Origin of the sequence: Rummeliibacillus pycnus, from assembly GCF_002884495.1 — a bacterium.
In the GTDB taxonomy this organism is placed as follows: Bacteria; Bacillota; Bacilli; order Bacillales_A; family Planococcaceae; genus Rummeliibacillus; species Rummeliibacillus pycnus.
In genome coordinates this window covers 3,079,313-3,102,161 of record NZ_KZ614145.1, presented here as the reverse complement: position 1 = coordinate 3,102,161, position 22,849 = coordinate 3,079,313, and the positions used below count along the sequence as shown (strand labels likewise).

23 protein-coding genes, 1 pseudogene and 1 other annotated feature are annotated in these 22,849 nt (G+C 35.1%); of the genes and pseudogenes, 7 read left to right on the top strand and 17 right to left on the bottom strand.

Annotated features, from left to right (window positions below; translation table 11 throughout):
- The first annotated feature begins 42 nt into the window (after positions 1 to 42).
- Positions 43 to 293, top strand: a binding site (T-box leader).
- 100 nt (positions 294 to 393) lie between these two features.
- Positions 394 to 2,031, top strand: a complete 1,638-nt coding sequence (gene metG, locus CEF14_RS15190) for a methionine--tRNA ligase (RefSeq protein WP_102693604.1) — start codon at positions 394 to 396, stop codon at positions 2,029 to 2,031.
- A gap of 85 nt (positions 2,032 to 2,116) precedes the next feature.
- On the opposite strand, the gene CEF14_RS15185 is transcribed toward metG, so the two are convergent.
- Both CEF14_RS15185 and CEF14_RS15180 read right to left on the bottom strand, forming a co-directional pair.
- A complete protein-coding gene (locus CEF14_RS15185) occupies positions 2,117 to 2,443 on the bottom strand; it encodes an ArsR/SmtB family transcription factor (RefSeq protein WP_102693603.1) in 327 nt (108 codons plus the stop codon).
- 65 nt (positions 2,444 to 2,508) lie between these two features.
- On the bottom strand, positions 2,509 to 4,281 hold the full coding sequence (locus CEF14_RS15180) for a SulP family inorganic anion transporter (protein WP_102693602.1): 1,773 nt from the start codon (positions 4,279 to 4,281) through the stop codon (positions 2,509 to 2,511).
- A 396-nt stretch (positions 4,282 to 4,677) separates the two neighbouring features.
- Here CEF14_RS15180 and CEF14_RS15175 point away from each other — a divergent pair, with 396 nt between their 5' ends.
- The 3 genes and pseudogenes from CEF14_RS15175 to CEF14_RS15165 all read left to right on the top strand — a co-directional run.
- The gene (locus tag CEF14_RS15175) at positions 4,678 to 5,364 is read left to right on the top strand and encodes a DUF2225 domain-containing protein (protein ID WP_102693601.1); all 687 of its coding nucleotides are present in this window, start codon (positions 4,678 to 4,680) and stop codon (positions 5,362 to 5,364) included.
- Positions 5,365 to 5,393: 29 nt separating this feature from the next.
- Complete coding sequence (locus tag CEF14_RS15170) at positions 5,394 to 5,756, top strand: hypothetical protein (RefSeq protein ID WP_245890179.1); 363 nt, start codon at positions 5,394 to 5,396, stop codon at positions 5,754 to 5,756.
- Positions 5,757 to 5,908: 152 nt separating this feature from the next.
- A pseudogene (locus tag CEF14_RS15165) lies at positions 5,909 to 6,226 on the top strand (Lrp/AsnC family transcriptional regulator); the annotation flags it as partial.
- Positions 6,227 to 6,297: 71 nt separating this feature from the next.
- Here CEF14_RS15165 and CEF14_RS15160 read toward each other — a convergent pair.
- The 6 genes from CEF14_RS15160 to CEF14_RS15140 form a co-directional block, all read right to left on the bottom strand.
- Entirely contained in the window at positions 6,298 to 6,753 is a 456-nt protein-coding gene (locus CEF14_RS15160) for a GNAT family N-acetyltransferase (RefSeq protein WP_102693599.1), read from the bottom strand.
- Between the two features lie 33 nt (positions 6,754 to 6,786).
- Positions 6,787 to 7,344, bottom strand: a complete 558-nt coding sequence (locus CEF14_RS15155) for a cysteine hydrolase family protein (protein WP_102694426.1) — start codon at positions 7,342 to 7,344, stop codon at positions 6,787 to 6,789.
- Between the two features lie 13 nt (positions 7,345 to 7,357).
- On the bottom strand, positions 7,358 to 8,047 hold the full coding sequence (locus tag CEF14_RS15150; protein ID WP_102693598.1) for a hypothetical protein: 690 nt from the start codon (positions 8,045 to 8,047) through the stop codon (positions 7,358 to 7,360).
- A 54-nt stretch (positions 8,048 to 8,101) separates the two neighbouring features.
- Positions 8,102 to 8,992 (bottom strand): GNAT family N-acetyltransferase, encoded by an 891-nt coding sequence (locus CEF14_RS15145; protein WP_102693597.1) that lies wholly within the window; start codon positions 8,990 to 8,992, stop codon positions 8,102 to 8,104.
- A 135-nt stretch (positions 8,993 to 9,127) separates the two neighbouring features.
- Entirely contained in the window at positions 9,128 to 9,304 is a 177-nt protein-coding gene (locus tag CEF14_RS19085; RefSeq protein ID WP_170061527.1) for a hypothetical protein, read from the bottom strand.
- Between the two features lie 32 nt (positions 9,305 to 9,336).
- The gene (locus CEF14_RS15140; RefSeq protein ID WP_102693596.1) at positions 9,337 to 9,663 is read right to left on the bottom strand and encodes a YnfA family protein; all 327 of its coding nucleotides are present in this window, start codon (positions 9,661 to 9,663) and stop codon (positions 9,337 to 9,339) included.
- Positions 9,664 to 9,834: 171 nt separating this feature from the next.
- Here CEF14_RS15140 and CEF14_RS15135 point away from each other — a divergent pair, with 171 nt between their 5' ends.
- Positions 9,835 to 10,398: a histidine phosphatase family protein gene (locus CEF14_RS15135; protein WP_102693595.1), complete on the top strand. Its 564-nt coding sequence runs from the start codon at positions 9,835 to 9,837 to the stop codon at positions 10,396 to 10,398.
- A 92-nt stretch (positions 10,399 to 10,490) separates the two neighbouring features.
- On the opposite strand, the gene CEF14_RS15130 is transcribed toward CEF14_RS15135, so the two are convergent.
- A complete protein-coding gene (locus CEF14_RS15130; protein ID WP_245890277.1) occupies positions 10,491 to 11,363 on the bottom strand; it encodes a LysR family transcriptional regulator in 873 nt (290 codons plus the stop codon).
- 114 nt (positions 11,364 to 11,477) lie between these two features.
- Here CEF14_RS15130 and CEF14_RS15125 point away from each other — a divergent pair, with 114 nt between their 5' ends.
- Positions 11,478 to 12,677, top strand: coding sequence for an MFS transporter (locus CEF14_RS15125; protein WP_102693593.1), 1,200 nt, complete (start codon positions 11,478 to 11,480; stop codon positions 12,675 to 12,677).
- A gap of 79 nt (positions 12,678 to 12,756) precedes the next feature.
- Here the strand turns inward: CEF14_RS15125 and CEF14_RS15120 are convergent, their stop codons facing one another.
- From CEF14_RS15120 to CEF14_RS15105, 4 genes are all read right to left on the bottom strand, one after another.
- Positions 12,757 to 13,320, bottom strand: coding sequence for a DNA-3-methyladenine glycosylase I (locus tag CEF14_RS15120; RefSeq protein WP_211284681.1), 564 nt, complete (start codon positions 13,318 to 13,320; stop codon positions 12,757 to 12,759).
- Positions 13,321 to 13,511: 191 nt separating this feature from the next.
- Positions 13,512 to 14,852, bottom strand: a complete 1,341-nt coding sequence (gene brnQ, locus CEF14_RS15115; protein WP_102693591.1) for a branched-chain amino acid transport system II carrier protein — start codon at positions 14,850 to 14,852, stop codon at positions 13,512 to 13,514.
- A 308-nt stretch (positions 14,853 to 15,160) separates the two neighbouring features.
- A complete protein-coding gene (locus tag CEF14_RS15110) occupies positions 15,161 to 15,457 on the bottom strand; it encodes a hypothetical protein (protein WP_102693590.1) in 297 nt (98 codons plus the stop codon).
- Between the two features lie 100 nt (positions 15,458 to 15,557).
- Positions 15,558 to 15,893: a MazG nucleotide pyrophosphohydrolase domain-containing protein gene (locus CEF14_RS15105; RefSeq protein ID WP_102693589.1), complete on the bottom strand. Its 336-nt coding sequence runs from the start codon at positions 15,891 to 15,893 to the stop codon at positions 15,558 to 15,560.
- A gap of 88 nt (positions 15,894 to 15,981) precedes the next feature.
- Between CEF14_RS15105 and CEF14_RS15100 the strand changes: the two genes are divergently transcribed.
- A complete protein-coding gene (locus tag CEF14_RS15100) occupies positions 15,982 to 16,560 on the top strand; it encodes an LOG family protein (protein ID WP_102693588.1) in 579 nt (192 codons plus the stop codon).
- A gap of 136 nt (positions 16,561 to 16,696) precedes the next feature.
- Here CEF14_RS15100 and glmS read toward each other — a convergent pair whose 3' ends face one another.
- The 4 genes from glmS to cdaA form a co-directional block, all read right to left on the bottom strand.
- Entirely contained in the window at positions 16,697 to 18,499 is a 1,803-nt protein-coding gene (gene glmS / locus CEF14_RS15095; protein ID WP_102693587.1) for a glutamine--fructose-6-phosphate transaminase (isomerizing), read from the bottom strand.
- 699 nt (positions 18,500 to 19,198) lie between these two features.
- Complete coding sequence (gene glmM, locus CEF14_RS15090) at positions 19,199 to 20,551, bottom strand: phosphoglucosamine mutase (RefSeq protein ID WP_102693586.1); 1,353 nt, start codon at positions 20,549 to 20,551, stop codon at positions 19,199 to 19,201.
- A 49-nt stretch (positions 20,552 to 20,600) separates the two neighbouring features.
- On the bottom strand, positions 20,601 to 21,893 hold the full coding sequence (locus tag CEF14_RS15085) for a CdaR family protein (RefSeq protein WP_102693585.1): 1,293 nt from the start codon (positions 21,891 to 21,893) through the stop codon (positions 20,601 to 20,603).
- A complete protein-coding gene (gene cdaA, locus CEF14_RS15080) occupies positions 21,893 to 22,735 on the bottom strand; it encodes a diadenylate cyclase CdaA (protein WP_102693584.1) in 843 nt (280 codons plus the stop codon). The genes CEF14_RS15085 and cdaA overlap by 1 nt, the downstream gene beginning before the upstream one ends.
- Between the last annotated feature and the right edge of the window lie 114 nt (positions 22,736 to 22,849).

The following is a 22,849-nucleotide window of genomic DNA, read 5'->3' as shown; positions in this document are numbered from 1 at the left end:
GTATTGATATTTCTTTTATTATACTAATAACTGTAAATTCAGAAAAAAGCGTTGATAAGGGAAAGTAAATGAGGGAATAATGATAGAGAGCTTCTGATGGTGGAAATGAAGCATTTTGAACCTGATTGAAAATGGCCTTTGAGCTGTGTATCGAAAAGCATGCTGAGTAGAATACACCGAGATGGCACTCGTTATAACGGAAGCAGTATCTCTTTTATAGACGTACTGATAGAGGCAAATAGTGTAAGCTATTTGTAAAACTAGGTGGTAACACGATTATACTCGTCCTAATCTTTATTCGATTAGGGCGTTTTTTATTTTGCTAAATTCCATCCTAGCTCAACACGATTCCCGCAAAACTTTCTACGCTTAAAAAGTTAAGGAGGAATTCAAATGACCATAGTTATTGGCGGCGCTTGGCCCTATGCAAACGGTTCTCTACATTTGGGACATATTGCAGCACTTTTACCTGGTGATATTTTAGCTAGATATTATAGACAAAAAGGAGAAAAAGTTCTTTATGTTTCGGGTAGTGACTGTAATGGTACACCGATTTCGATTAGAGCCAATCAAGAAAATACAACTCCTGAAGCCATAGCCAATCATTATCATCAAGAGTTTAAAGATAGCTTTAGACAACTTGGTTTTACTTATGATTTTTATACCCGAACTGATACGGATCATCATCATCAGTCTGTGCAGAAAATATTCAAGCAATTACTTCATAATGGTTATTTATATAGAAAGAATATTGAACAGGCCTATTGCGAACACGACAAACAGTTTTTACCAGATCGATTTGTTGAGGGAATTTGCCCAAATTGCGGTGCAAACGCTCGTGGAGATCAATGTGATCAGTGCTCTACAATACTCGATCCACTCGATTTAATCGATAAAAAATGTAAGATTTGCGGAAATGAACCTATCATTCGAGAAACCGAGCATTTTTATTTTGCGTTTAGTCGTTTTCAACATACTTTAGAAGATTTTGTTCAACAGGCTGAAAGTGAACATCGATGGCGTGATAATGCGATCCAACTAACAAAACGTTATCTAGCTGAAGGTGTACCTGATCGTGCAGTTACGCGTGATTTACCAAATGGCATCTCAGTCCCTGTTGAAGGTTTTGAGGACAAAAAAATTTATGTGTGGATTGAAGCCGTTTCAGGTTACTTAACAGCCAGCCTTGAGTGGGCAAACCAGCATGGAGAAGACATTGAAAATTGGTGGAATGATCAAACAATTTCTTATTATATTCATGGAAAAGATAATATTCCTTTCCACTCAGTTATTTGGCCATCTCTATTAATGGGTATTGGTAATCCAGCATTGCCTACACATATTATTTCAAATGAGTATCTAACTTTAGAAAAACGTAAACTTTCAACAAGTCAAAATTGGGCAGTTTGGTTACCCTATATCATTGAAAAATATGATCCGGATTCCATACGCTATTTTCTAACAATCAACGCTCCAGAAAATCGTGATACCGATTTCTCATGGAGAGAATTTATCTATAGTCATAATAGTGAATTACTTGGTGCTTATGGAAACTTTGTAAATAGAACATTCAAATTTATTGAAAATTCATTTGAAGCTAAAATTCCAATTGGTTTCATCCATCCTGAAATTCAAAATAAGACTAAATTTCTTTATATAAAGGTAGGGAAGCTAATTGAAGAGGGTCATTTTAAACATGCATTAGAGGCGGTTTTTGAATACATTCGCAATGCCAACAAATATTTTGACGAGCAACAACCATGGGATCAAGTAAAACAGAGCCCAACTGACGGAAAGAATACATTATATACATGTTGTTATATTATTTTGAACTTAACTCAACTGTTGCATCCCTTTTTGCCATTTTCAACAACAAAAATGAAGAAAATGTTAGGGATACAGAAGAATGAATGGAAAGAGCAAACAGTAATTCCAACCCACATCAATCATGTTACTCCGTTATTTGAACGATTGGATATAGCTTTAATAGATGAAGAATATAGACGGTTACTAGATGAATCTATTTCATAAATACAATGGATGATGAAATTGTTTCCGAAACAAATAAATGCAGCTTGCTAGATATAAACCTGCAAGCTGCAAAGTTAATGACTAACTATTCGTCTTTCATCTGATCAAGGAGTGTAATAGCATCTACAAGGTGGTTGTTAAAAATTTGCTTAGCAACTTCTAACAATTCGATAATCATAGGATCTCTTAATGAGTAAATGACACGATTTCCATCTTTTGTTCCATAAACAATATTTTTTGCCCTAAGAACTGTTAATTGTTGAGAAACGGCAGATCCTTCACTGCCTAGCTGAGTTTGAATTTCATTGACACTCCGATTACCTTCTGATAAAACTTCGAGAATTTGAATTCTTAATGGATGGGCAAGTGCTTTAAAAAAATCTGCTTTAAACTCATGTAATCCTTTATTCAATGTAATTCCTCACTTCCTACTATAAAACGTATTCTCTAGATGATTTTTTAAAAATACACAAAATTCTATTTTACTTGTATTTCTTCCACGCGTAATCTTACTTCTCTCTTCTGATTATCTTCTTTACAGGATAATGCTTTACATTCATTAAAAACAAATCTCTTACAACCCATACATTTATTTTTGTCTAATTGTAATAGCGCATAATCAATTGCTTCCCCTGTATGATCAAAGAAATGTTTTTCGCCTATTAGATCATATAATCCCGTTTTTTTGAAAAACGCTTTAGGTTCATCTTTTAAACCAGATACCAAGATGATTCCATGTTTTGAGAAATCTTGCACAATGCTCGTTAAATAATAATTTCCCGTTGCATCGATAAAAGGCACTTTGTTCATTCTTAAAAGCAATACTTTCGGCTTGTAGTGAATAGAGTTCATAATATCTTCTGCAAATGATTGGGCAGCACCAAAGAATAGCGGTCCTTCAATATTGAAAATACTAATTTGTGGGCAACCGTGTTGTGAAGTTGTCTTTTGCGCTTCAACCTTCGCGTGTTTTCTAGAGCGATTCGGTATAGCTTTTTTGGTAACCATATGATAACTCATATTCTTTATAAATAAAATAACTGCTAGTAAAAGACCGAATTCAACTGCAACTGTTAAATTGATGAACACCGTTAATATAAACGTAACAGCTATAACTAGCGAATCACCTGTTTTTGTTTTTAAAACATTGTAAAATACCTTTCTTTCACTCATGTTCCATGCAACTATCATCAAAACTGGTGCCATACTAGCAAGTGGAATATTTGATGCGTATGGGGCAAAAAGCATTAATATGATTAAAACAACAAGGCCATGAATAATACCAGAAATAGGTGATACCGCGCCCGTTTTAATATTTGTTGCTGTTCTTGCAATAGCACCAGTTGCAGGAATCCCTCCAAAAAGTGGTGTCACCATATTGGCTACTCCTTGTCCTATTAGCTCACGATTACTGTTATGTTTACTATTTGTCATACCATCTGCCACAACTGCGGATAATAATGATTCGATACTGCCGAGAATAGCAATTACAAAAGCCGGTTTTAAAAGATAGATTATTTTCTCCCAAGTCAAATCAGGAAATTGAAACTGAGGTAAAGAGTTTGGGATTTCCCCATACTTAGAACCGATTGTTGCAACTTCTGTCGGGTAGAAAATGGATGCAATAATTGTAGACACAACAATACCTATTAAAGGCCCAGGTACTTTTGGGAGCACTTTGGGTACGAATAAAATCAAAAACATACAAATGCAGGCAGTTAAAATACTATAACTATTCACTGTGTATAAGTGAACTGCAATTTCTTTCAAATTATCTATAAAAAATTCTTTGCTTTTGACATTTTGAAGTCCTAAAAAATTGGCAATTTGCCCAACAAAAATAGTTACCGCTATTCCTGTTGTGAATCCAATTGTTACGGGTCTTGGAATATATTTTATTAAGGTTCCAAACTTAAAAACGCCCATTAAAATTAGCAAAATTCCAGCTAAAAATCCCGCTAGTAATAAGTCTTCATAACCATAGGAAATGACTATACCAAACAGAATTGGTATAAACGCTCCTGTAGGACCACCAATTTGAAATTTTGAACCACCCAAAAGTGAAATTAAAATTCCAGCAATGATAGTTGTATATATTCCATACTCAGGTTTTACTCCTGAAGCAATTGCAAAACCCATCCCTAATGGAATTGCAATGACCGCAACGATTAGACCTGATAGTAAATCTTTTTGAAAACTCTTTAAGGAGTAATCTGCGTATCTTCCTGAAAAATTTAATTTTTTCAGCATAATGATCCTTCTTCCTTTATCTTTTAATAATTGAATATCTGATTATTTGAATATACTGTTATATGAATATATAGCGTAAAGTAAAATTTGTAAAGAGTACTTCTATTTTTTGTTTGTTAAAAATAATTTTGTTCATCGTTGAGAGAAAAAGGCAACACCTGTGGAAAAACAAACTAGATGAGTCAGTGCCTGCGGAAGGCATTCGTCTGTAGCGGGATTAAGAGCTTATTATTTATTCTAATCAGGTGAAAAATATTCGTATTTTTAGCTAGAAAAACTTTTATAAAATTGACTCAATGAATAAAATATCTATTTATATTAAGTTCATTTCACCTATTAGGATCAAAAATATTGTAAAATAAATGCATACTTCTATGCCAAAAGGAGAGGTATTATATGGGAATTAATATCTATTATTATGAAAGTAAAATAGAGTGTCAGTGTTGCAAAAAAAAATTTACTACCTATAAAGTACGTCCAAACCGTTATAAAGTCATAGATCAAGATACAGACTTTATGCCTATCTACGAGGGATTAAATCCAATGTTATATGAAGTGGAAGTTTGTCCTTATTGTGGATACGCCTACCATAAATCAATGGTTCGCACATATGGACCTTTTATGGAATTTGTGAGAGAAATCTATATTAAACCACTGCAAAAGCCAATGCAAATTTGCCAAGAAAGAACATTGGATGATGCCATTGCCAGCTTTAAATTAGCTTATCTTGTAGCTAAAGCTTCAATGGAAGAACCACTTGTTATGGCCAACGTTGCGATTAAAATTGCATGGCTTTACCGTTTAAAAGGAGAAGAAAAAGCTGAAATCCATTACCTTCGTTCTGCGAGAGATTTTTACAGCCAATCATTTGCTTCAAATAAGGACGGAGAAGAAAGAATTCAATTTCTGTATGCCGAATTAAGTCTTCGCATTGGTGAAATTGAGGAAGCTAAAAAAGGATTTTCCCATTTAATATCAGGCCGTGCTGTTTCAGATAAATATCAACGATTAGCCCGTAATCGTTGGGAAGATTATAAATATTATACGGAAAAAGTTGAAAAAGAGAATATAAAAGAAGGATAATCACATCTTTACTTAAAGGAGATATTTTTATGATAGCAAATAAACAAATGCAATTAGGTGTTACAGAAGAAGATATCTTTTCAGAAGTGATCCACTTTCTACTCAGAAAAAACAATCGCCTGTTTTCAAATGATCAATTAATCGAAAAAACAGGCATTTCTTCTGACTTAATTTTCAAATGGGTAAAATCAGGGAAATTAAATCCATCCCTCTTCCCTAATCTTGGCGCACCATGCGAAAAATGCGGTCATCTAACAAATCATTCAAAAATCTGTAGGGAATGCGCTCAAACAATTACTCATACCCTTAAGCAAGAAGAAAAAGATAAAATATGGTTTGATAAAATTCAGAAAAGAGCACCAAAGGGGAATGCCTATCGTTATAAATTATAAGCTAAAATAATTGATACAAAATTTCCATCATAAAAACTTGGGCAGAAATTAGTTTTTTCTACCCAAGTTTTTGAAATTGTTGATCAAATCAATATCATAATTTTAAATAAATCCCATCAAATCTTTTACATGTCTAACATTTTCTTTAGATGTTGGAAGAACAACAAGTAATTGAAGGTTATCATGCTCATCTAAATTTGAAGAAAATAGACCGTCCGATTTGTGCCATTATTTTGTTCGAATCAAAAAATTGTAAAGCATTAGCAAAATTTTGTCATAGCCATCCAGATGTTTTGGAATGTTACCGTGTTGCTGGAGAAATAAGTTATATCGTAAAATTAGCAACAAATTCTGTTGAGACTTTAGAGCAATTTATCGATGCATCAATGCCATACGGTACTCCATCTACTAATATCGTATTATCTTTGCACGAAAAGAAGAGTATTGAACCTTTTACAATTGAAGACTAAAAAAACTTGGATATACAAAAATCGGGTAAAAAATTCACTCGATTTTTATAGAACGGCTAATTTAAAATGTCTTATAATTCTTTTGTCATAAAGACACTATTAGGGTCTTCCTTGTAATCTGCAAAGGGCTCACAATAGTGAAATTCAAATTTTTCATATAGATGTCTAGCCGAATCAAATGCAGCCATCGACCCTGTTTCCAAACTTAATCGCCTGTAACCACGCTTTTGAGCTTCTCCTATAATATGCTGTAAGATTTGCTTGGCAATACCTTTTCTTAAATGATTCGGAGAGGTTTTCATAGATTTGATTTCTCCGTGACTAGAATCCAGCTCTTTCAGTGCACCACATCCAACTAGTTCATCTTTTTCCCACGCACTCCAAAACGTAATCTCAGGTTTCTTTAATTCCTCAAGACCTAAAGCATGAATACTTTCAGGTGGAGAATGTAATGCCATATTTTGAAGATGTCCTCCTATTAATTTCGCCACTTCTATACCAGACAGATCATCTACTTTAATTTCCATCAACAATCCTCCAATTATTAATGTAGTCACTGCTTATCGATAATTATTATGAGTTGGTTCAAACAAATCTTCATCAGCATTTCTAACAATCGAAAAATGATCTACATTATAATGCCCATGTAACGTTGCATTGTAATGACGAATAATTTGCCCAGCAGATAAAATTTTCGAGTCTTTTGTGGAATGTCCGTCACCAACTAATGTCACATCGAAGCCATTAATGGTTGCAGTCCTAACTGCAGTGTCTATACAGTATTCTGTCTGACATCCCATTATCACAAGATGTTTAATATTTTTCCCCTTTAAAAAATCAAGTAATGGCGTACCGTAAAAAGAGTTTGTTGCAAACTTATCAAAGATTACAGCGTCAGAAGGGACATGGATATCCTTGTGTATTTGAAATCCACTACCCTCTCCATTTGAAACGTCTCGATCTCTAATAAAAACAATTTGCACTGCTTTCTTTAATGCCTTCTCTACAGCAACATTGATATTATGGGTTACATTATCTTTCTCAAAAACGCCTTGGTTTTCCAACCCACCATCCATTAACTCTTGTTGTGCATCAATTACAAGTAGAGCCTGTTTCAAAAAAATTGCCCCTTTAAAGGTTTTCATCTAATTTAATCCAAACACGTAAAGGACCTATTGCTTTCCATCCTGATAATTTGGCTACTCTAAGACTGCTACCATGTTCATATCCTACCAATGATCGTTTTGGAAATTCTTTTGATATGATTTTAGGGATTTCCTTCCATAGTTTTTCCTCTTCATAACCTATTGAAAATACATTTGATATTCCAACAACTCCAGTACTTAAATTAGCGATAAATCCTAAAGTCCCATCCTCGGTCTCACAAATATAGATCTTCACATTGTGTTCCTTTAATAGTTCAGATTTAATGATATTTTCTAATTCACTTACTGCAGTCCACTTTTTTAAATCCTTTTCAGTATCTACTACTCTCCAATTTGTTTGAATAGGATCAAAATCCAGAACAGGTGCATGAACAAGCCATTCAGCCTCAAATAAAACATCAAACCCTAATAGTGCTAAATCTAGATTTGCATAGCTGTCTTTAATGCTTGATACCTTTCCATCTTCAATAAAACTCTTTACTTCTTCAATCGTTGCACATTTATTGGAAGTAATTAGTTCAGGGTAAAACTTTGGAGCTTTAGAATGTAGTCCCCATATATTTTCTTTTGAAACCCCAACAATCCCATGTGTATTACATACAATTTGACACCAAGCTATATTATTTAAAACCACTTCATCAATTTTAGAGAGCATCTATCAGTCTCCTATACTATAGAAATTTCCTTACTCAAATGTAATTGATTCATTTTATGCATGTGAGGTTAACGGAAAAAGAAAATGTGTTGTCGGAACTTTTAATAAAGGCCTTACAAACAATGTATCTACCTTATCTGTTATAAAATCGATCTGCATGTTTTGATCATCATAATCAGGTGTAAAATAGAAATGAACTTTTTCTATTTCAGTAGTAACAATACAATCTAAAATTTTAGTCATTTCTACTCTTCTTTTGCTTACTAGATCAAAGAGATGCAGATGTGTCCCTTCTTGCTTAAATACAACCACTACATCCTCCTCTTCGATGTAAAAAATAGAATCATTAAATACTAAGATAAAATAGAACATTAGTAAATGTTCATTATTCTTTACTCCCCATATTGAAGATACAGGTATACTTTCAGCAGCAAAGCCCTTCAGCAAATTGAAATCATTTTCATTATTAGTATCTAAGCGCCGTAACGTATTCATTTTTACTGTATGTCTTTTTCTATCTGAAATATGTAGCGAAAAACTGCTTTCTGTTACCCTTTTAAAACCGAATTTAGGATAGAAATCTAGAACTGTATTATTGGCGAACAAATAGATAAAATCATACTCCTTTTCATATCGATCAATAATGACGTTTATCAGTTTTCCTGATAACCCTTGATGACGATAATCTGGATGCGTCATCACAGTGCCGACTTGAATTGCTTGATATTCCTTGTCATTAGCTACTAGGGTCATTTTGCTTATCGAAGCATTTGCGATAATTTGATCGCCATCAGCGAATGAATAACAAATATAATTGTCATTCCAGCATCCTTTTTCATACCACTCTTGAAAGTCAATCCCAAAGACCAATTTAGCCAGTTCATTAAAACTTTTTCTATACGTTTCATTGAACTTGTAGTCGCTTACTAATTGATAATTATTCATATAAGCCCCCTATCTCTGGATAATCACTTAACTTTTGGAAACCTTAAAATACATTTACCTATTATTGTAACCTAAGGAAGGAAAAGTCGACACTACTTATTTAAGTGTCGACTTTGGATTTTAATGAAAGAAAATTTATGAAAATATCACTTTTAACAATTTACCGATCATTCTTGGGATGAACATCAATAAATTGAGCATTATATCGCTTACTATTGAATCACCTATACTACTTAGCCAATCTTTTATATTGTTATTTACCATACCTTTTTTAGTGTCAGCTTTCTTTTTCTCTTCTGGTGTATTTGGCATATGAAGTATCTCCTCTTTTTTGCCTAAAGTTTTTAATGACGCGGAGCAAATAATATAACCGCTGCACCAATTAAACAGATAGCTGCTCCAACCCAGTCATATAGATCAGGTGCTTTTCGGTCAATTCCCCATCCCCACAGGATCGATAGAACTATAAACACCCCACCGTATGCGGCGTAGACCCTGCCGAAAGAGGGGAAACTTTGAAATGTGGCTATAATTCCGTATATGGCTAAAATAATTCCTCCCAAAAATCCCCAAGATAAAGGTTTTCCTTCTCTTAAAGCTAGCCAGATTAAATACCCTCCACCGATTTCGGCTAAACCAGCTAAAATAAATAACACGATTGCATTAATCATTTCATCCACTTCCTTAAAACTTCAATTAATATATATAAGCTATTATAACGTGTTCATATGTAAGCAACTTCTTTATTCATGAGAAAAAACCTTAGATAGGCAATCATCATGAACAAATTCGGGCGAAGGTAATATATTATGATATGCATTTAATCGGAGGGAGAAATAAAATTGAACTACCCACAATACGCAGGTGGAGAACATTCATTACTAAAGGCTCTCCAACAAGGTGGATATATTTTGTATGCTAGGCATGGGGAAGCTAATGTAGGGACGGATCAACCATATCTCGACTTCAATAATTGCTATACGCAAAGAAATCTAAGTGATACAGGAAGAAGACAAGCCATGCTTTATGGAGATACTTTACGGCGTTTGTATATCCCCATTGAATCCCCTGTCTATGCTAGCCCCTTATGCAGAACGAGGGAAACGGCTGCACTAGCCTTTGGTGAAATGAATGTCCAAGTAGATCCAATAGGTTATGAAATTTTTCAACTAGGTGATCACTTAAACTGGTGGGAACAAGAAAGGATTTTAAACAATCTTCGATCAGAATTAGAAATACCACCAAGTATAGGGAAAAATAAAGTAATTGTCGCACATAGCTTTCCAAGCGGTGTTGGATTAGGGAACATCCCTTACATGGGAACTGTAGTGGTGAAACCTCTCGGAAGAGGAAATGGCTATGAAATTGTAGCAAAAATACCTTTAGAGCAACTTCAATACTTGTAAGTTTCATAACATCATAAACATCTATATATAAAAAGGATGGAAAAATAAACCCATCCTTTTCTTATTTGGTGATTCACATTACGAATCACCTTTTACTCATAATTCGAACTTGTAAATTCTATAAACAATTGTGCAGATGCACTTAATGTTGTATCTGCCTTCCACGCTAGTCCTACTTCCCGTACACAGTCAATATCCGAAATTTCGAACCGATGTACCGGTAATGCTTCTAAACCTGAATAATAAGGTAAAATCCCAATTCCTAAGTTAGCTGAAATAAGGCCAGCAATCGTTGGCACCTCTGTTCCTTGAAAAACAATATTGGGTGTGAATCCAGCATCACGACACCATTTCATCACTTGTTTTTGCATCAATAAATGATCTTTATAGCCGATAAAAGGCTCATCTCGTAATGCTTGAATGGAAATGGATTTTTCTCTACTCAATGGATGATTGATGGAGCAATAGCCATAAAGCTGCTCCATTTTAATAGGCACCCAGTTTGATTCACCAAAAGAACGACTAAAATTCGTTACAAGGCATAAATCGACTTCATTATTTTCAACAAGTTCTAATGCTCTTTGTGAATTACATTGTTGCAAATCAAACTGTACATCTGGATAACATTCCTTAAATCTTCTCAGAATCCCTGGTAAAATCGTTGTACCAATGGTTTGTAAAAAAGCAAGTCGAATCGTCCCTTGTAGTGGATCCTTCATACTTTGAATCTCCTGTACGCCACGATCAAGTAGCTGTAGACTTTCCTCCACATAGCTTAGAAATTTCTCTCCATAGATACTAATATCAATTGAACGACCAATTCGATTAAATAATGGAATCCCGAGTTCTTCCTCCAATTTATGAATAGCCTTTGTCAGTGCAGGCTGTGATACATGTAAAAGATGCGCTGCCTGATTATAATTTTTGGTTTGAGCAATCACTTGAAAATAGCGCAGCTGATGCATTTCCAAAGAAAAATACCTCCTTTAATAAACAGTAGTTATTAAATCAATAATAACTCAATATTAGACGTTATGAATATATCGGCGTACATTAGTAGCTGTAGGAGGGAAAATTGAATGGATGTTTCAGAAGAATCCAAAACAACCAAAATTACATGGGGGATGTTAATTGGGAGTCTTGTAACCTTTGCAAATCTTTACGGACCTCAAACTTTCATCCAACATTTTACGCAAGACTTCCATATGAGCGCATCAGAAGCAAGTTTGGCATTATCCATTTCAACTTTTACACTTGCATTTGGCATGCTTGTCATGGCAGCCGTTTCTAATACATGGGGACGCAAAAACATAATGGTATTTTCACTAGTAAGTTCATCCGTGATCTATTTACTAGTTGGCTTTGCGCCGAACTTTGAAGTGCTTTTAATCCTTCGGGCTATTGAAGGATTTGCAACAGCTGGCTTCCCGGCTATTGCAGTTACGTATTTAGCAGAAGAGTTGTCTGGCAACCAATTTCCTAAATCACTCGCTGTCTATATTACAGGTAGTGGCTTTGGTGGTTTCCTTGGTCGAATAGTTTCTAGCTCTGTTCTGGATTTATCCAATTGGCATGTTGCTGTATTTGTCCTTGGTACTTTAACAATGATACTTTCGATTGTGTTTATATTCTTAGTGGAGCCATCTAAACATTTTGTATCGCAAGAATTTTCTTTCAAAAATTGGATCAGCGGTATCATCGCAGCATGTAAGGATACAAAGCTTTGGTATTTTTACGGACTTGGCTTCCTTGCACTAGGCGTTTATGTTGCGATGTTTAACTATATCGGCTTTCCATTAATAAAGGATTTTGGATTAAGTCAAACACTCGTCGGTTTTATCTTTATCTTTCAATTAATGGGCTCAATAGGGTCTATGACCGTCGGCAAATTAAGTGATCGTTATTCACGTGCTCAAATGCTCTGTGCAAGCCTTATAATTGCTCTAATTGGGATCTGTTTAACTGCTGTGCATTTCTTACCCGTTGCGCTAGCCGGTTTATTTATCCTATCATGCGGCTTCTTCGCCTGGCACAACATAGTAAGCGGCTGGGTAAGTAACTCTGCTATTCCAACAGCAAAAGCTTATGCATCTTCTCTTTACCTATTGTTTTATTATATTGGCTCAAGTGTAATCGGTACAATTGGCGGCCACTTCTACGATGCAAATGGTTGGAATGGAGTTACCGGTATAATGATTACTTGCTGTATCGTGGGATTGATCTTACTTGGACTTGTTGAAATAAAACTTAAAAAAATGACAAAACATGCAACAATCTAGCATCCTAGAGATTAAAGCAGAACGGAGATTTTCTCTTCATTCTGCTTTTTCACATTATTTATCTTCATTATTTTGCATTTTAATGATGAGATGGATGGCAGCAACATTTAACTATGTGGTCATTCACCATTCCTACAGCTTGCATATAGGAATAGCAAATTGTACTTCCAACAAACTTAAATCCATCCTTTTTTAACTGCTTGCTCATTTTATCACTTATTTCATTTGAAGTAGGTACGTCTTTTTCTGTTTGCCAATGATTGAGAATTGGCTGATTATCTACAAAGCTCCATATATAACTAGAAAATGAACCATACTCTTTTTGAATCTTCAAAAAGGCCATTGCATTTGTTACGACGCTTCGGATTTTCATTTTATTTCGAACAATCCCCTTATTTTCCACCAATTCTTGTAATTTGTCGTCTGTATACTTAACAATTTTCTCTGCTTCAAAACCATCAAAAGCCTTTCGGTAATTTTCTCTTTTTTGTAAGATTGTCCACCAACTGAGGCCTGCTTGTGCCCCTTCTAGGCATAGCATTTCAAACAATATCCGATCATCGTAAACAGGAACTCCCCATTCTTGATCATGATACTCGACATATAATGGTTCTTTTGTTTGTACCCACGCACATCTTGTAATCATTACTCGTTCACCACTCCTACATCAAATAGATTTTGTACACTATACTAATTATATATAATTATCCCCGATTAAATCTTTTTCAGAAACCGCAAGAAAACAGAAGAAAAGCCTCTTAGAAATACATTCCAAGAGGCCATTAGAAATTATAGATTTGGACTAAAGAATCTTCCAACTACTTTCAATAGCAATTAAGACTTCTTAATCAGAGCATAAATGTAACCAATCAACGCACCGATAATGGCAGGAATTAACCAGCCTAAACCAATTTCATAAAAAGGTAACACGTTTGCATAGAACTTTTCAATTGAATCTAAAAAGCCCACTTGTGCTTTAGGTAATCTTTCAACTAATGCTTTATATCCGTCAATCAGACTGACAAAGAATGTTAAAAACATCGAAACTGCATAAACGCTACGGCTCGCTTTAAATAAAGGTGCAATTAATGTCAATAAAATAATGACGATTGCTAATGGATATAAGAACATTAAGACAGGAATCGCAAATAGGATAATATTATCTAAACCAAAGTTTGCAATAACAAATGATATAAAACTTAAAATGAATACAAACCATTTATAACTTACTTTAGGGAACACTTCATGGAAGAATTCACTACATGAAGTAATCAACCCAATACTTGTTTTTAAACATGCTAAAACAATGATGATTGCTAATAGAATGCCACCGAATGAACCGAAATAATGCTTCGCAACAGCAGCAAAAATCAAGCCACCGTTTTCAAATGATCCAACAGCTTTTACACTTGTTGCTCCCATAAAAGTGATAAAGCCATAAATAAGCATCATCAGTAACATAGCGAAGATTCCTGATTTCCAAGTTGCCTTTGCTATTTCCTTTGTACTTGTAATGCCTTTACTCTTGATGGCATTAATCACGACAATACCAAAAGCTAATGATGCAAGAGCATCCATTGTATTGTATCCTTCTTTAAAACCTGTCATAAATGCTTGATTCACATAATCTCCTACTGGACTTTTGAAGCTACCCATAGGAAAAATAATACTTGTAATAATCAAAATAAATAAGAAAACTAAAAATGCAGGTGTTAAATATTTGCCGATATAATCCATAATTTTCGCTGGATTTAATGAGAAATAATAAACAATTGCAAAGAACACCAAACTAAACAAACCGAGCGCCAAAGGTACATGGCTTGATGACACATAAGGCTGAATCCCTACTGCAAATGGTACTGTAGCTGTACGTGGAATCGCAAAGAATGGCCCAATTGTTAAATAAAGTGCTAATGAAAAAACAAGTCCAAACACTGGATGGACACGATTACCTAAGTCACGTAAACCATTACTACCTGATAAACCAATTGCTAGAATCCCCATAAATGGTAGACCGATTGCCGTCACTAAGAAACCAATCAGCGCTGTCCAAAAATGTGTACCCGCTAACTGACCAAGTTGGATTGGGAATATTAAATTACCTGCTCCAAAGAACATCCCAAAAAGCATTGTTCCAATTACCGCATATGTTGAAAAAGGTATTTTCGATGTCATGGCAAAATCTCCTTATAACATAAATTTTTTATTTTATATAGTAATTTTAGTATCTTATCAATATTTCTACGAAACGACAACCCTCCAAGACCAAAAAAAGAAACTGTCCACATAAGACAGTTAATTGTGTAGTATATTTTAATTTTTCACTCTTATAAGAAAACTATTACATTATTTAATAATAAAAATTCACTCTTTTAGTTTAAGCTAAACAATTCATATTCTCCTTTTCGATTCTATCGCCTTATCCTTTAGATTAAAATATATTTAGTTAAACTTTTAACTATCTTAAATACACTTTATAAATATCAGTTCTTAACAAAATATAAACGTATAGAAGACAACAATACAAAAACGCCATTTATAATATAAAGCCCCGTAAAAACAACAGTTAATATTCCTGCCCCCCAACCGCCTTCATCAAAGATTAATACAAAAAATAAAGTACCGAAGAAGATAAGTGGTGACAACAGAAGGAAGATAACACCCGCCCATATCCTTTTTACAGCATTTTTTTGAGAAAGTTTGAAAGTATAATAATTGAATAGACCAAACACAATCACTTCTAAAATAATGGTTAATATCAGTCCTAATACATCAGACATACAACATCTCCTTTTAGAATAAAGTCTGTCTAATAATATCTTTATTTTTTTGAGAATTTAACTCTTTATCTCCCCCATTTTATGATAAGCCTTCGAAAATTTATACATTACCGTATCTATCATTAGAATAACGTTCTAATAGTTTCTTTTTATGTGAATGAAAAACTTCTTCTAGAGGGATATCGTACCTGTTTGCGATCACAATTAGATTACCTAATACATCACCTAACTCTTCAGTTAACTCCTGTCGATTTTCCTCATAAGTTCCCTTTACTTCATCCGGTCTATCTCTACCTATCTCAAGGGCTCTTATTGCTCGTGCAACCTCACCCGTTTCTTCTGCTAAAAACCCTATACGAATAAAAATATCTAACTCAGACCAGCCCCTACTTTCATAATAACTCTTTACCCATTGCTGAAATTCAGTTACATTCATTTTTATCTGACCTCCAATTCAATTATTAGTTTAACAAAGTACTGAAAGTCTTGTATAATATTGTCTGATATTTTTAGGAGGAGATGGAATGAAAAGGTTAGCTATATTTTGTGGATCAAGTAATGGAGCATCAGATGTATATATAGAAGGTGCAAAAAAGCTTGGTAAAGAACTTGCAAAGCGTAATATTACACTTGTTTATGGTGGCGCTAGTGTTGGAGTCATGGGGGCTGTAGCAAATGCCGTTTTAGAAGAAGGCGGGTATGTAATTGGTGTTATGCCAAGTTTTTTGGAAAAGAGAGAGATATCTCATCAGAATTTATCAGAATTGATCGTCGTAGATTCTATGCATGAAAGAAAAGCAAAGATGGCTGATTTGGCAGATGGATTTATAGCTTTACCTGGTGGACCAGGAACATTAGAAGAGTTCTTTGAAGTTTTTACATGGGCTCAATTAGGTCTTCATCGTAAGCCATGTGGTCTCTTAAATATTAATCACTATTATGATCCGCTCATCACGCTATTTAATCATATGGCTGATGAGAAATTTTTGCATGAACAATACCGTTCGATGGCAATTGTAAATGAAGAGCCAAAGGAACTGCTCAATCAAATATCTACTTACAATCCTCCCACTGTAAAAACTTATATTAAGGAAAAAGCTTAATTCCGTTAAGAAGGCACCACTTCTTTTTTTGAATATTAGATGCCCTTGCTCTTTGGACATAAAAATACCCCTTTGGATAATCATATCCAAAGGGGTTAAACATTAGCCATAACAACACTCGGCTAATAAACTAAAACTACTCAACCGTGACGGATTTAGCCAAGTTACGTGGTTTATCCACATCACATCCACGGTATAGTGCTGCATAGTAGCTGATGAGTTGTAAAGCTACAACAGAAACAAGTGGTGTTAGAAGCTGATGCACTTGTGGTAAGACGATTGTGTCGCCTGCTTCTTCCATACCTTCCATTGAGATGATACATGGGTTGGCGCCACGTGCTACGACTTCTTTTACGTTTCCGCGAAGGTTCAGGCTTACGTCTTTTTGAGTGATTAGAGCGAATACTGGTGTGCCCTCTTCAATTAGAGCAATCGTACCATGTTTTAGTTCGCCACCTGCAAACCCTTCTGCTTGGATGTAAGAGATTTCTTTTAGTTTTAATGCACCTTCAAGGCTTACGTAGAAGTCTACGATACGACCGATGAAGAACGCATTACGTGTTGTCGGTAAGAATGAATCAGAAATCTTTTTCAATTGATCCTTGTCATCAACCATTGATTGAATGCCATTTGCAGCTATTGCAAGTTCTGCTTTTAGATCAAAGTCTGGTTGTTTACCTTGTGATTGAGCTTCTACATAAGCAACGATAGCAAGAACTGCAACTTGTGCTACGTAAGCTTTTGTTGATGCTACAGCAATTTCAGGACCTGCATGTAATAACAATGTGTAATCTGCTTCACGAGATAAAGTAGAGCCAGGTACATTTGTAATCGTTAATGCTGGATAACCAAGTTCTTTAATCTTCACTAGCACTTGACGACTGTCAGCTGTTTCACCTGATTGTGAGATGAAGATGAAGAATGGTTTTTTCGATAATAGCGGCATATTGTAGCCAAATTCACTTGAAATATGAACTTCTACAGGGATGCCTGCGATTTTTTCAAAGTATTGTTTTCCAACAAGACCAGCATGATAACTTGTGCCTGCTGCAATAATATATAAACGATCTGCTTCATGTAATGCTTCCGCAATTTCAGAAGGGATTGACAATTTGCCTTCTTCATTTTGGTAAGCTTGGATAATTTTACGGACAACACCTGGTTGTTCGTCGATTTCTTTTAGCATGTAGTGAGGATATGTGCCTTTTTCGATATCGCTCATATCTAGCTCAGCTGTAAATGGAGCACGTTCCACTACAGTGCCATCTAGTTTTTTAATTGTTACAGATTCTTTTGTTACAATGACAACTTCTTTGTCTTGTAATTCGATGAATTGGTTTGTAACTTGTAACATTGCCATTGCATCAGATGCGACAACATTAAAGCCTTCGCCTACACCTACAAGCAATGGACTTTTGTTTTTCGCTACAAAGATAGTGTCTGGGTTTTCTGCATCCAATAATGCAAGTGCATAAGAACCGTGTACAAGTGATAATGTGTGACGGAAAGCTTCTTCAGTTGTCATACTGTCCTTCACAAATTTTTCTACAAGTTGCACAAGCACTTCTGTATCTGTTTCAGATTGCATTTCAACACCTTGTAAAAATTCATCTTGTAATAGGTGATAATTTTCTAATACCCCATTGTGTACTAAAGTAAAACGACCTGAAGCACTTTGATGAGGGTGAGCATTGCGACGATTTGGGACACCATGAGTTGCCCAACGTGTATGTCCAATCCCAACAGTTGCTTCTACTTTTGGATCTACTACTTTACGTAAATCTGCAATACGACCTTTTTCTTTAAAAACGGATACACCTTCAGCATTACTTAACGCAATACCAGCAGAATCATATCCGCGATACTCTAGTTTTTCTAAACCTTTTAATAAAATTTCTTTGGCATCGAGAAAGCCATTATAACCTACAATTCCACACATTTAATTTTCCTCCGAGCTTTGCAAAATTAGCCACAAGAAATCCACTCCTCCTTAATAGGCGAAGTACACTTATTTTGTAGCTGCTATTTTGCCTTCTTACTTCTTTGTCTACTCAATTGCTTGAGTAATTTAAAAGTAAGCTAACGATCGGGCATTGGCGATCGGGAGGCATCCGCCGAAAAATTCGATACTCCTCCACCTCGTCTACTGAAGATTGTACGTTTGATTTCTTCAGTACTGGCGCTATAATTGTTTTTCCGATTTATACTTGACGACAATCCTCCTTAGCAGTTTACTTATAAAATTTAGAGGTTAGACCTTTTAAATTCATCAGCAGTTTCATCATACTTAAAACACTTTCCATAGTCAATTACAAACATGCATTGAAAAGGTTTACAATTACAAAAAATAATGAATCATTATATAATACGTAACATATTCCAATTTTGTTGCACTTTTTATAAAAAAGATTCTTTCTGACTACTTCACAAATTTTAATTTAACCATTCTATAATTAGTCCAACCTGTATTTATATCCTTCCGCAATTTGGTGTTTTTAAACACATGGAGTACTTCTTTGAAGTCTTTTACAAGTAGCGCCAAGTATTAAAAAAAGGAGATATTCTCAAAAGTTCTATGAGAATATCTCCTTTGCTCTATTTGTATAAGGAATTGTTCTTATGCCATTCCTATTTCTAATTAATCCTTTAATCCCATTTCATCACGAACAACATCTGCAATTCGTGTGCAATAAGATTCGCAAAGTTCACTTGATGGTGCCTCCACCATTACACGAACTAATGGCTCTGTACCAGATGGTCTTACTAAGACACGTCCATCGCCATTCATTTCTTGTTCAACTTGTGTAATGATAGCTGCTACTTTTTCATTTTCTTTTACAGCATGTTTATCAGTAACACGAACGTTAATGAGTTTTTGTGGGAAGACAGTCATTTCAGATGCAAGTTCTGATAATTTTTTGCCTGTCACTTTCATTGTATTAACTAACTGTAAGCCAGTAAGTAAACCATCACCTGTTGTGTTATGGTCTAAAAATACAATATGTCCTGATTGTTCGCCACCAACATTGTAATTACCTTCACGCATCGCTTCTACTACATAACGGTCGCCTACTTTTGTTTGGACGCTATGCATACCGTGTTCTTCTAAAGCTTTGTAGAAGCCCATATTACTCATTACGGTTGATACGACTGTATCTTGTTTTAACTGCCCTTTTTCATGTAAATGTTTTGCGCAAATGTACATGATTTGGTCACCATCAACAATTTTACCATTCTCATCTACTGCGATTAAACGGTCACCATCACCATCGAATGCCAGTCCAACATCAGCACCTTTTTCTACTACGAATTCGGCAAGTTTTTCTGGATGTGTAGAACCTACTCCGTCATTAATATTTAAACCGTTTGGAGAAGATCCCATCGTTGATAAATCTGCTTCTAAATCCGCAAATAAATGCGTAGCTAAGGATGATGTTGCACCATTAGCACAATCTAATGCAATATGAATACCTGTAAAATCTTCATATACAGTTTGTTTCAAAAATTGAATGTATTTTTGACCACCTTCAAAGTAATCACTCACAGAACCTAGGTCTGCTCCAGTTGGACGAGGTAGGTCATCGTGTTCTTGGTCTAGTAAAGCTTCTATTTCCGCTTCTTGTGCATCTGAGAGTTTAAAACCATCTGGACCAAAGAATTTTATGCCGTTATCAGCAACAGGATTATGGGATGCTGAAATCATTACACCTGCTTGTGCACTCATTACTCGTGTAAGATAAGCAACTCCTGGAGTACTAATTACACCTAAGCGCATTACTTCTGCACCTACTGATAATAGACCTGCAACAAGTGCGCCTTCTAGCATTTCCCCTGATATACGTGTATCACGTCCTATTAATACTTTTGGACGCTCTGTGGTTTCTTTCGTTAAAACGTATCCACCAAACCGTCCCAATTTAAACGCTAACTCAGGCGTTAGCTCACTATTGGCGACTCCGCGGACGCCGTCTGTTCCGAAATATTTACCCATTTTGTTATTCTCTCCTTCAAAACTGAATGCAATTTAAGAACGAACTTTTTTATGAAAGTTGACTAATTTTTAGTTTTATAGAACTTGGGTTGGCCTTCCATGTTGTACCAGAAGGACTACTTCCTAAAATATCTAAGGTATTAGTTCCTTCTCTCACATCATTAGCATCTACATATAAATGAATATCTGATGCAGTTATGTTCGCAATTTCTTGCTCATCACCCGTAACAAATACTGAAACATAATTAGTTGTTTCGTTGTCAATGGTGTATTGTTCTTTATCTAGATTTTTTACACTTACTTTAACATTGTCAATAATCACTGTAGATGTTGTTTTACTTGTATTTTCTTTTTGATTATTCGTTGTTTCATCAAATACATTTTTGCTGCCGCCTAAAGAATTATCTAGTGTCACATGTACTTTTATTTGATTAGTTGATAGCTTTGTTACGCCAGTTGGTTTCGTCAAATTTACTGTAACATCATCAGATTTCTTTAATTTTGAAACATCTACATCGACAGGTAATGTATTGATTTTATCTAGTTCACTCTTTGGACCAAACAACGTAATATGACTCGTATCAGCTTTTAATGATTTTACGTTTAAATCATCTTTGGGATTCCCCTTTACATTCAACGAGATCGGCACTTCCTTATTATACTCCCCAATGTCAACTTTTACAGGCACAGTAGATGGGCTAATTGTAATATCTAACTTATTCATATCACGATCTAGCACCTTTACAGGGGCTTCTTTCGTAAAGGACTCTGTCACTCCTGATTCACCTGATAACATTGCTTTTACATAAGCAATACTATCGACTACACTTTTAGCACCTGTAACTGTAACTTCATCTGGATTTGCTGTCATTGTTTTTACAAAATAATTAGGTGCTAATTGACTTTCGTTGAAGTCAGGATCCACTTTAAAGGTTCGTGTCACTTTTTCCTCTATAGATACATCTATTGTAGATGGTTCAATTTGAATTTGGAGCTTATCTGAAAAACCCTTATATTTGAATTTAACCTTGTGTTTTCCGATTGTTTCTTTACTTAGATCTAAGTAAACTTGATAATCCTTAAACGCTTTTGTTTGTAATACAAGTGCTAACGGACCCTTAACGGAGACATCTACTGTCTGTGGGACCCCGGTAACGATTAAGTTTTTGTCATCATAAAGCACTTTTACAGGAACGTCATGAATTACTTCAGCTTGACGATCGGAAGTGGTAGTTGTATTTTTGTCCGTACTTGTTTCAGATCTTACAGTAAAGAACATTAGCAAAGTCAATGCGAGTGCGGTAATTCGTAAAAACCATGGACTGTCAATTAGTTTATCCATCACTTTTTATCCCCCCTCCAGTTCCATTTGGAGGTACTGATTGCTGCAGTTGATTCGCCAAACCATGCGCGCTGTAAACGTGATTCGAATTCTTCAATCGATAAATCACGATGCAAATCGCCATTAATCGTTAAACTAATTGCTCCTGTCTCCTCTGAAACTACAATTGTTACAGCATCCGTTACTTCACTAATACCGATTGCAGCGCGATGGCGTGTTCCAAGCTCTTTTGAAATAAATGGACTTTCTGAAAGAGGCAAGTAACAAGCTGCAGCTGCTATTTTATTTTTTTGTACAATTACTGCACCATCATGAAGTGGCGTATTTGGAATAAAGATATTGATAATTAACTCTGATGAGATTTCAGAGAACATTGGAATACCTGTTTCTATATAATCATTCAATCCGGTTTCTCTTTCAATTGAAATAAGGGCGCCAATCCGTCGTTTTGCCATGTAACTAACTGATTTAGACATAGCTGATATCAACCGTGCTTGTTCTTCTTCTTCTTGTAAATTACTTCGAGCAAACAACTTTCCTCGCCCTAATTGTTCCAACGCTCTACGTAATTCAGGTTGGAAAATAATGATGATGGCTAAAAATCCAAATTCAATTACTTGTTGCGTCATCCAGGCTAATGTTGTTAATCCTAAATAAACGGTAATAATTCGAATGATTACAATCACAAAAATACCTTTCAAAAGCTGAACGGCCTTTGTGCCACGAATCAAAGTAAGTATATTATATATAACCAACCATACTAATAAAATATCAATGACGTTTAATACCATTCTTACCCATTGATTGTTGGTGAACTGCGTAAATTCATTAATTAAAGACATGTGGATCCCCCACTTTTCTAGCGAGTACGTATACGTTAAGTATAGCACAACTACCTTACTTTCTGCCTGTTTGAAGCAGAAAAGTCCACTATTAAATTAGTAGACTTCTCAATT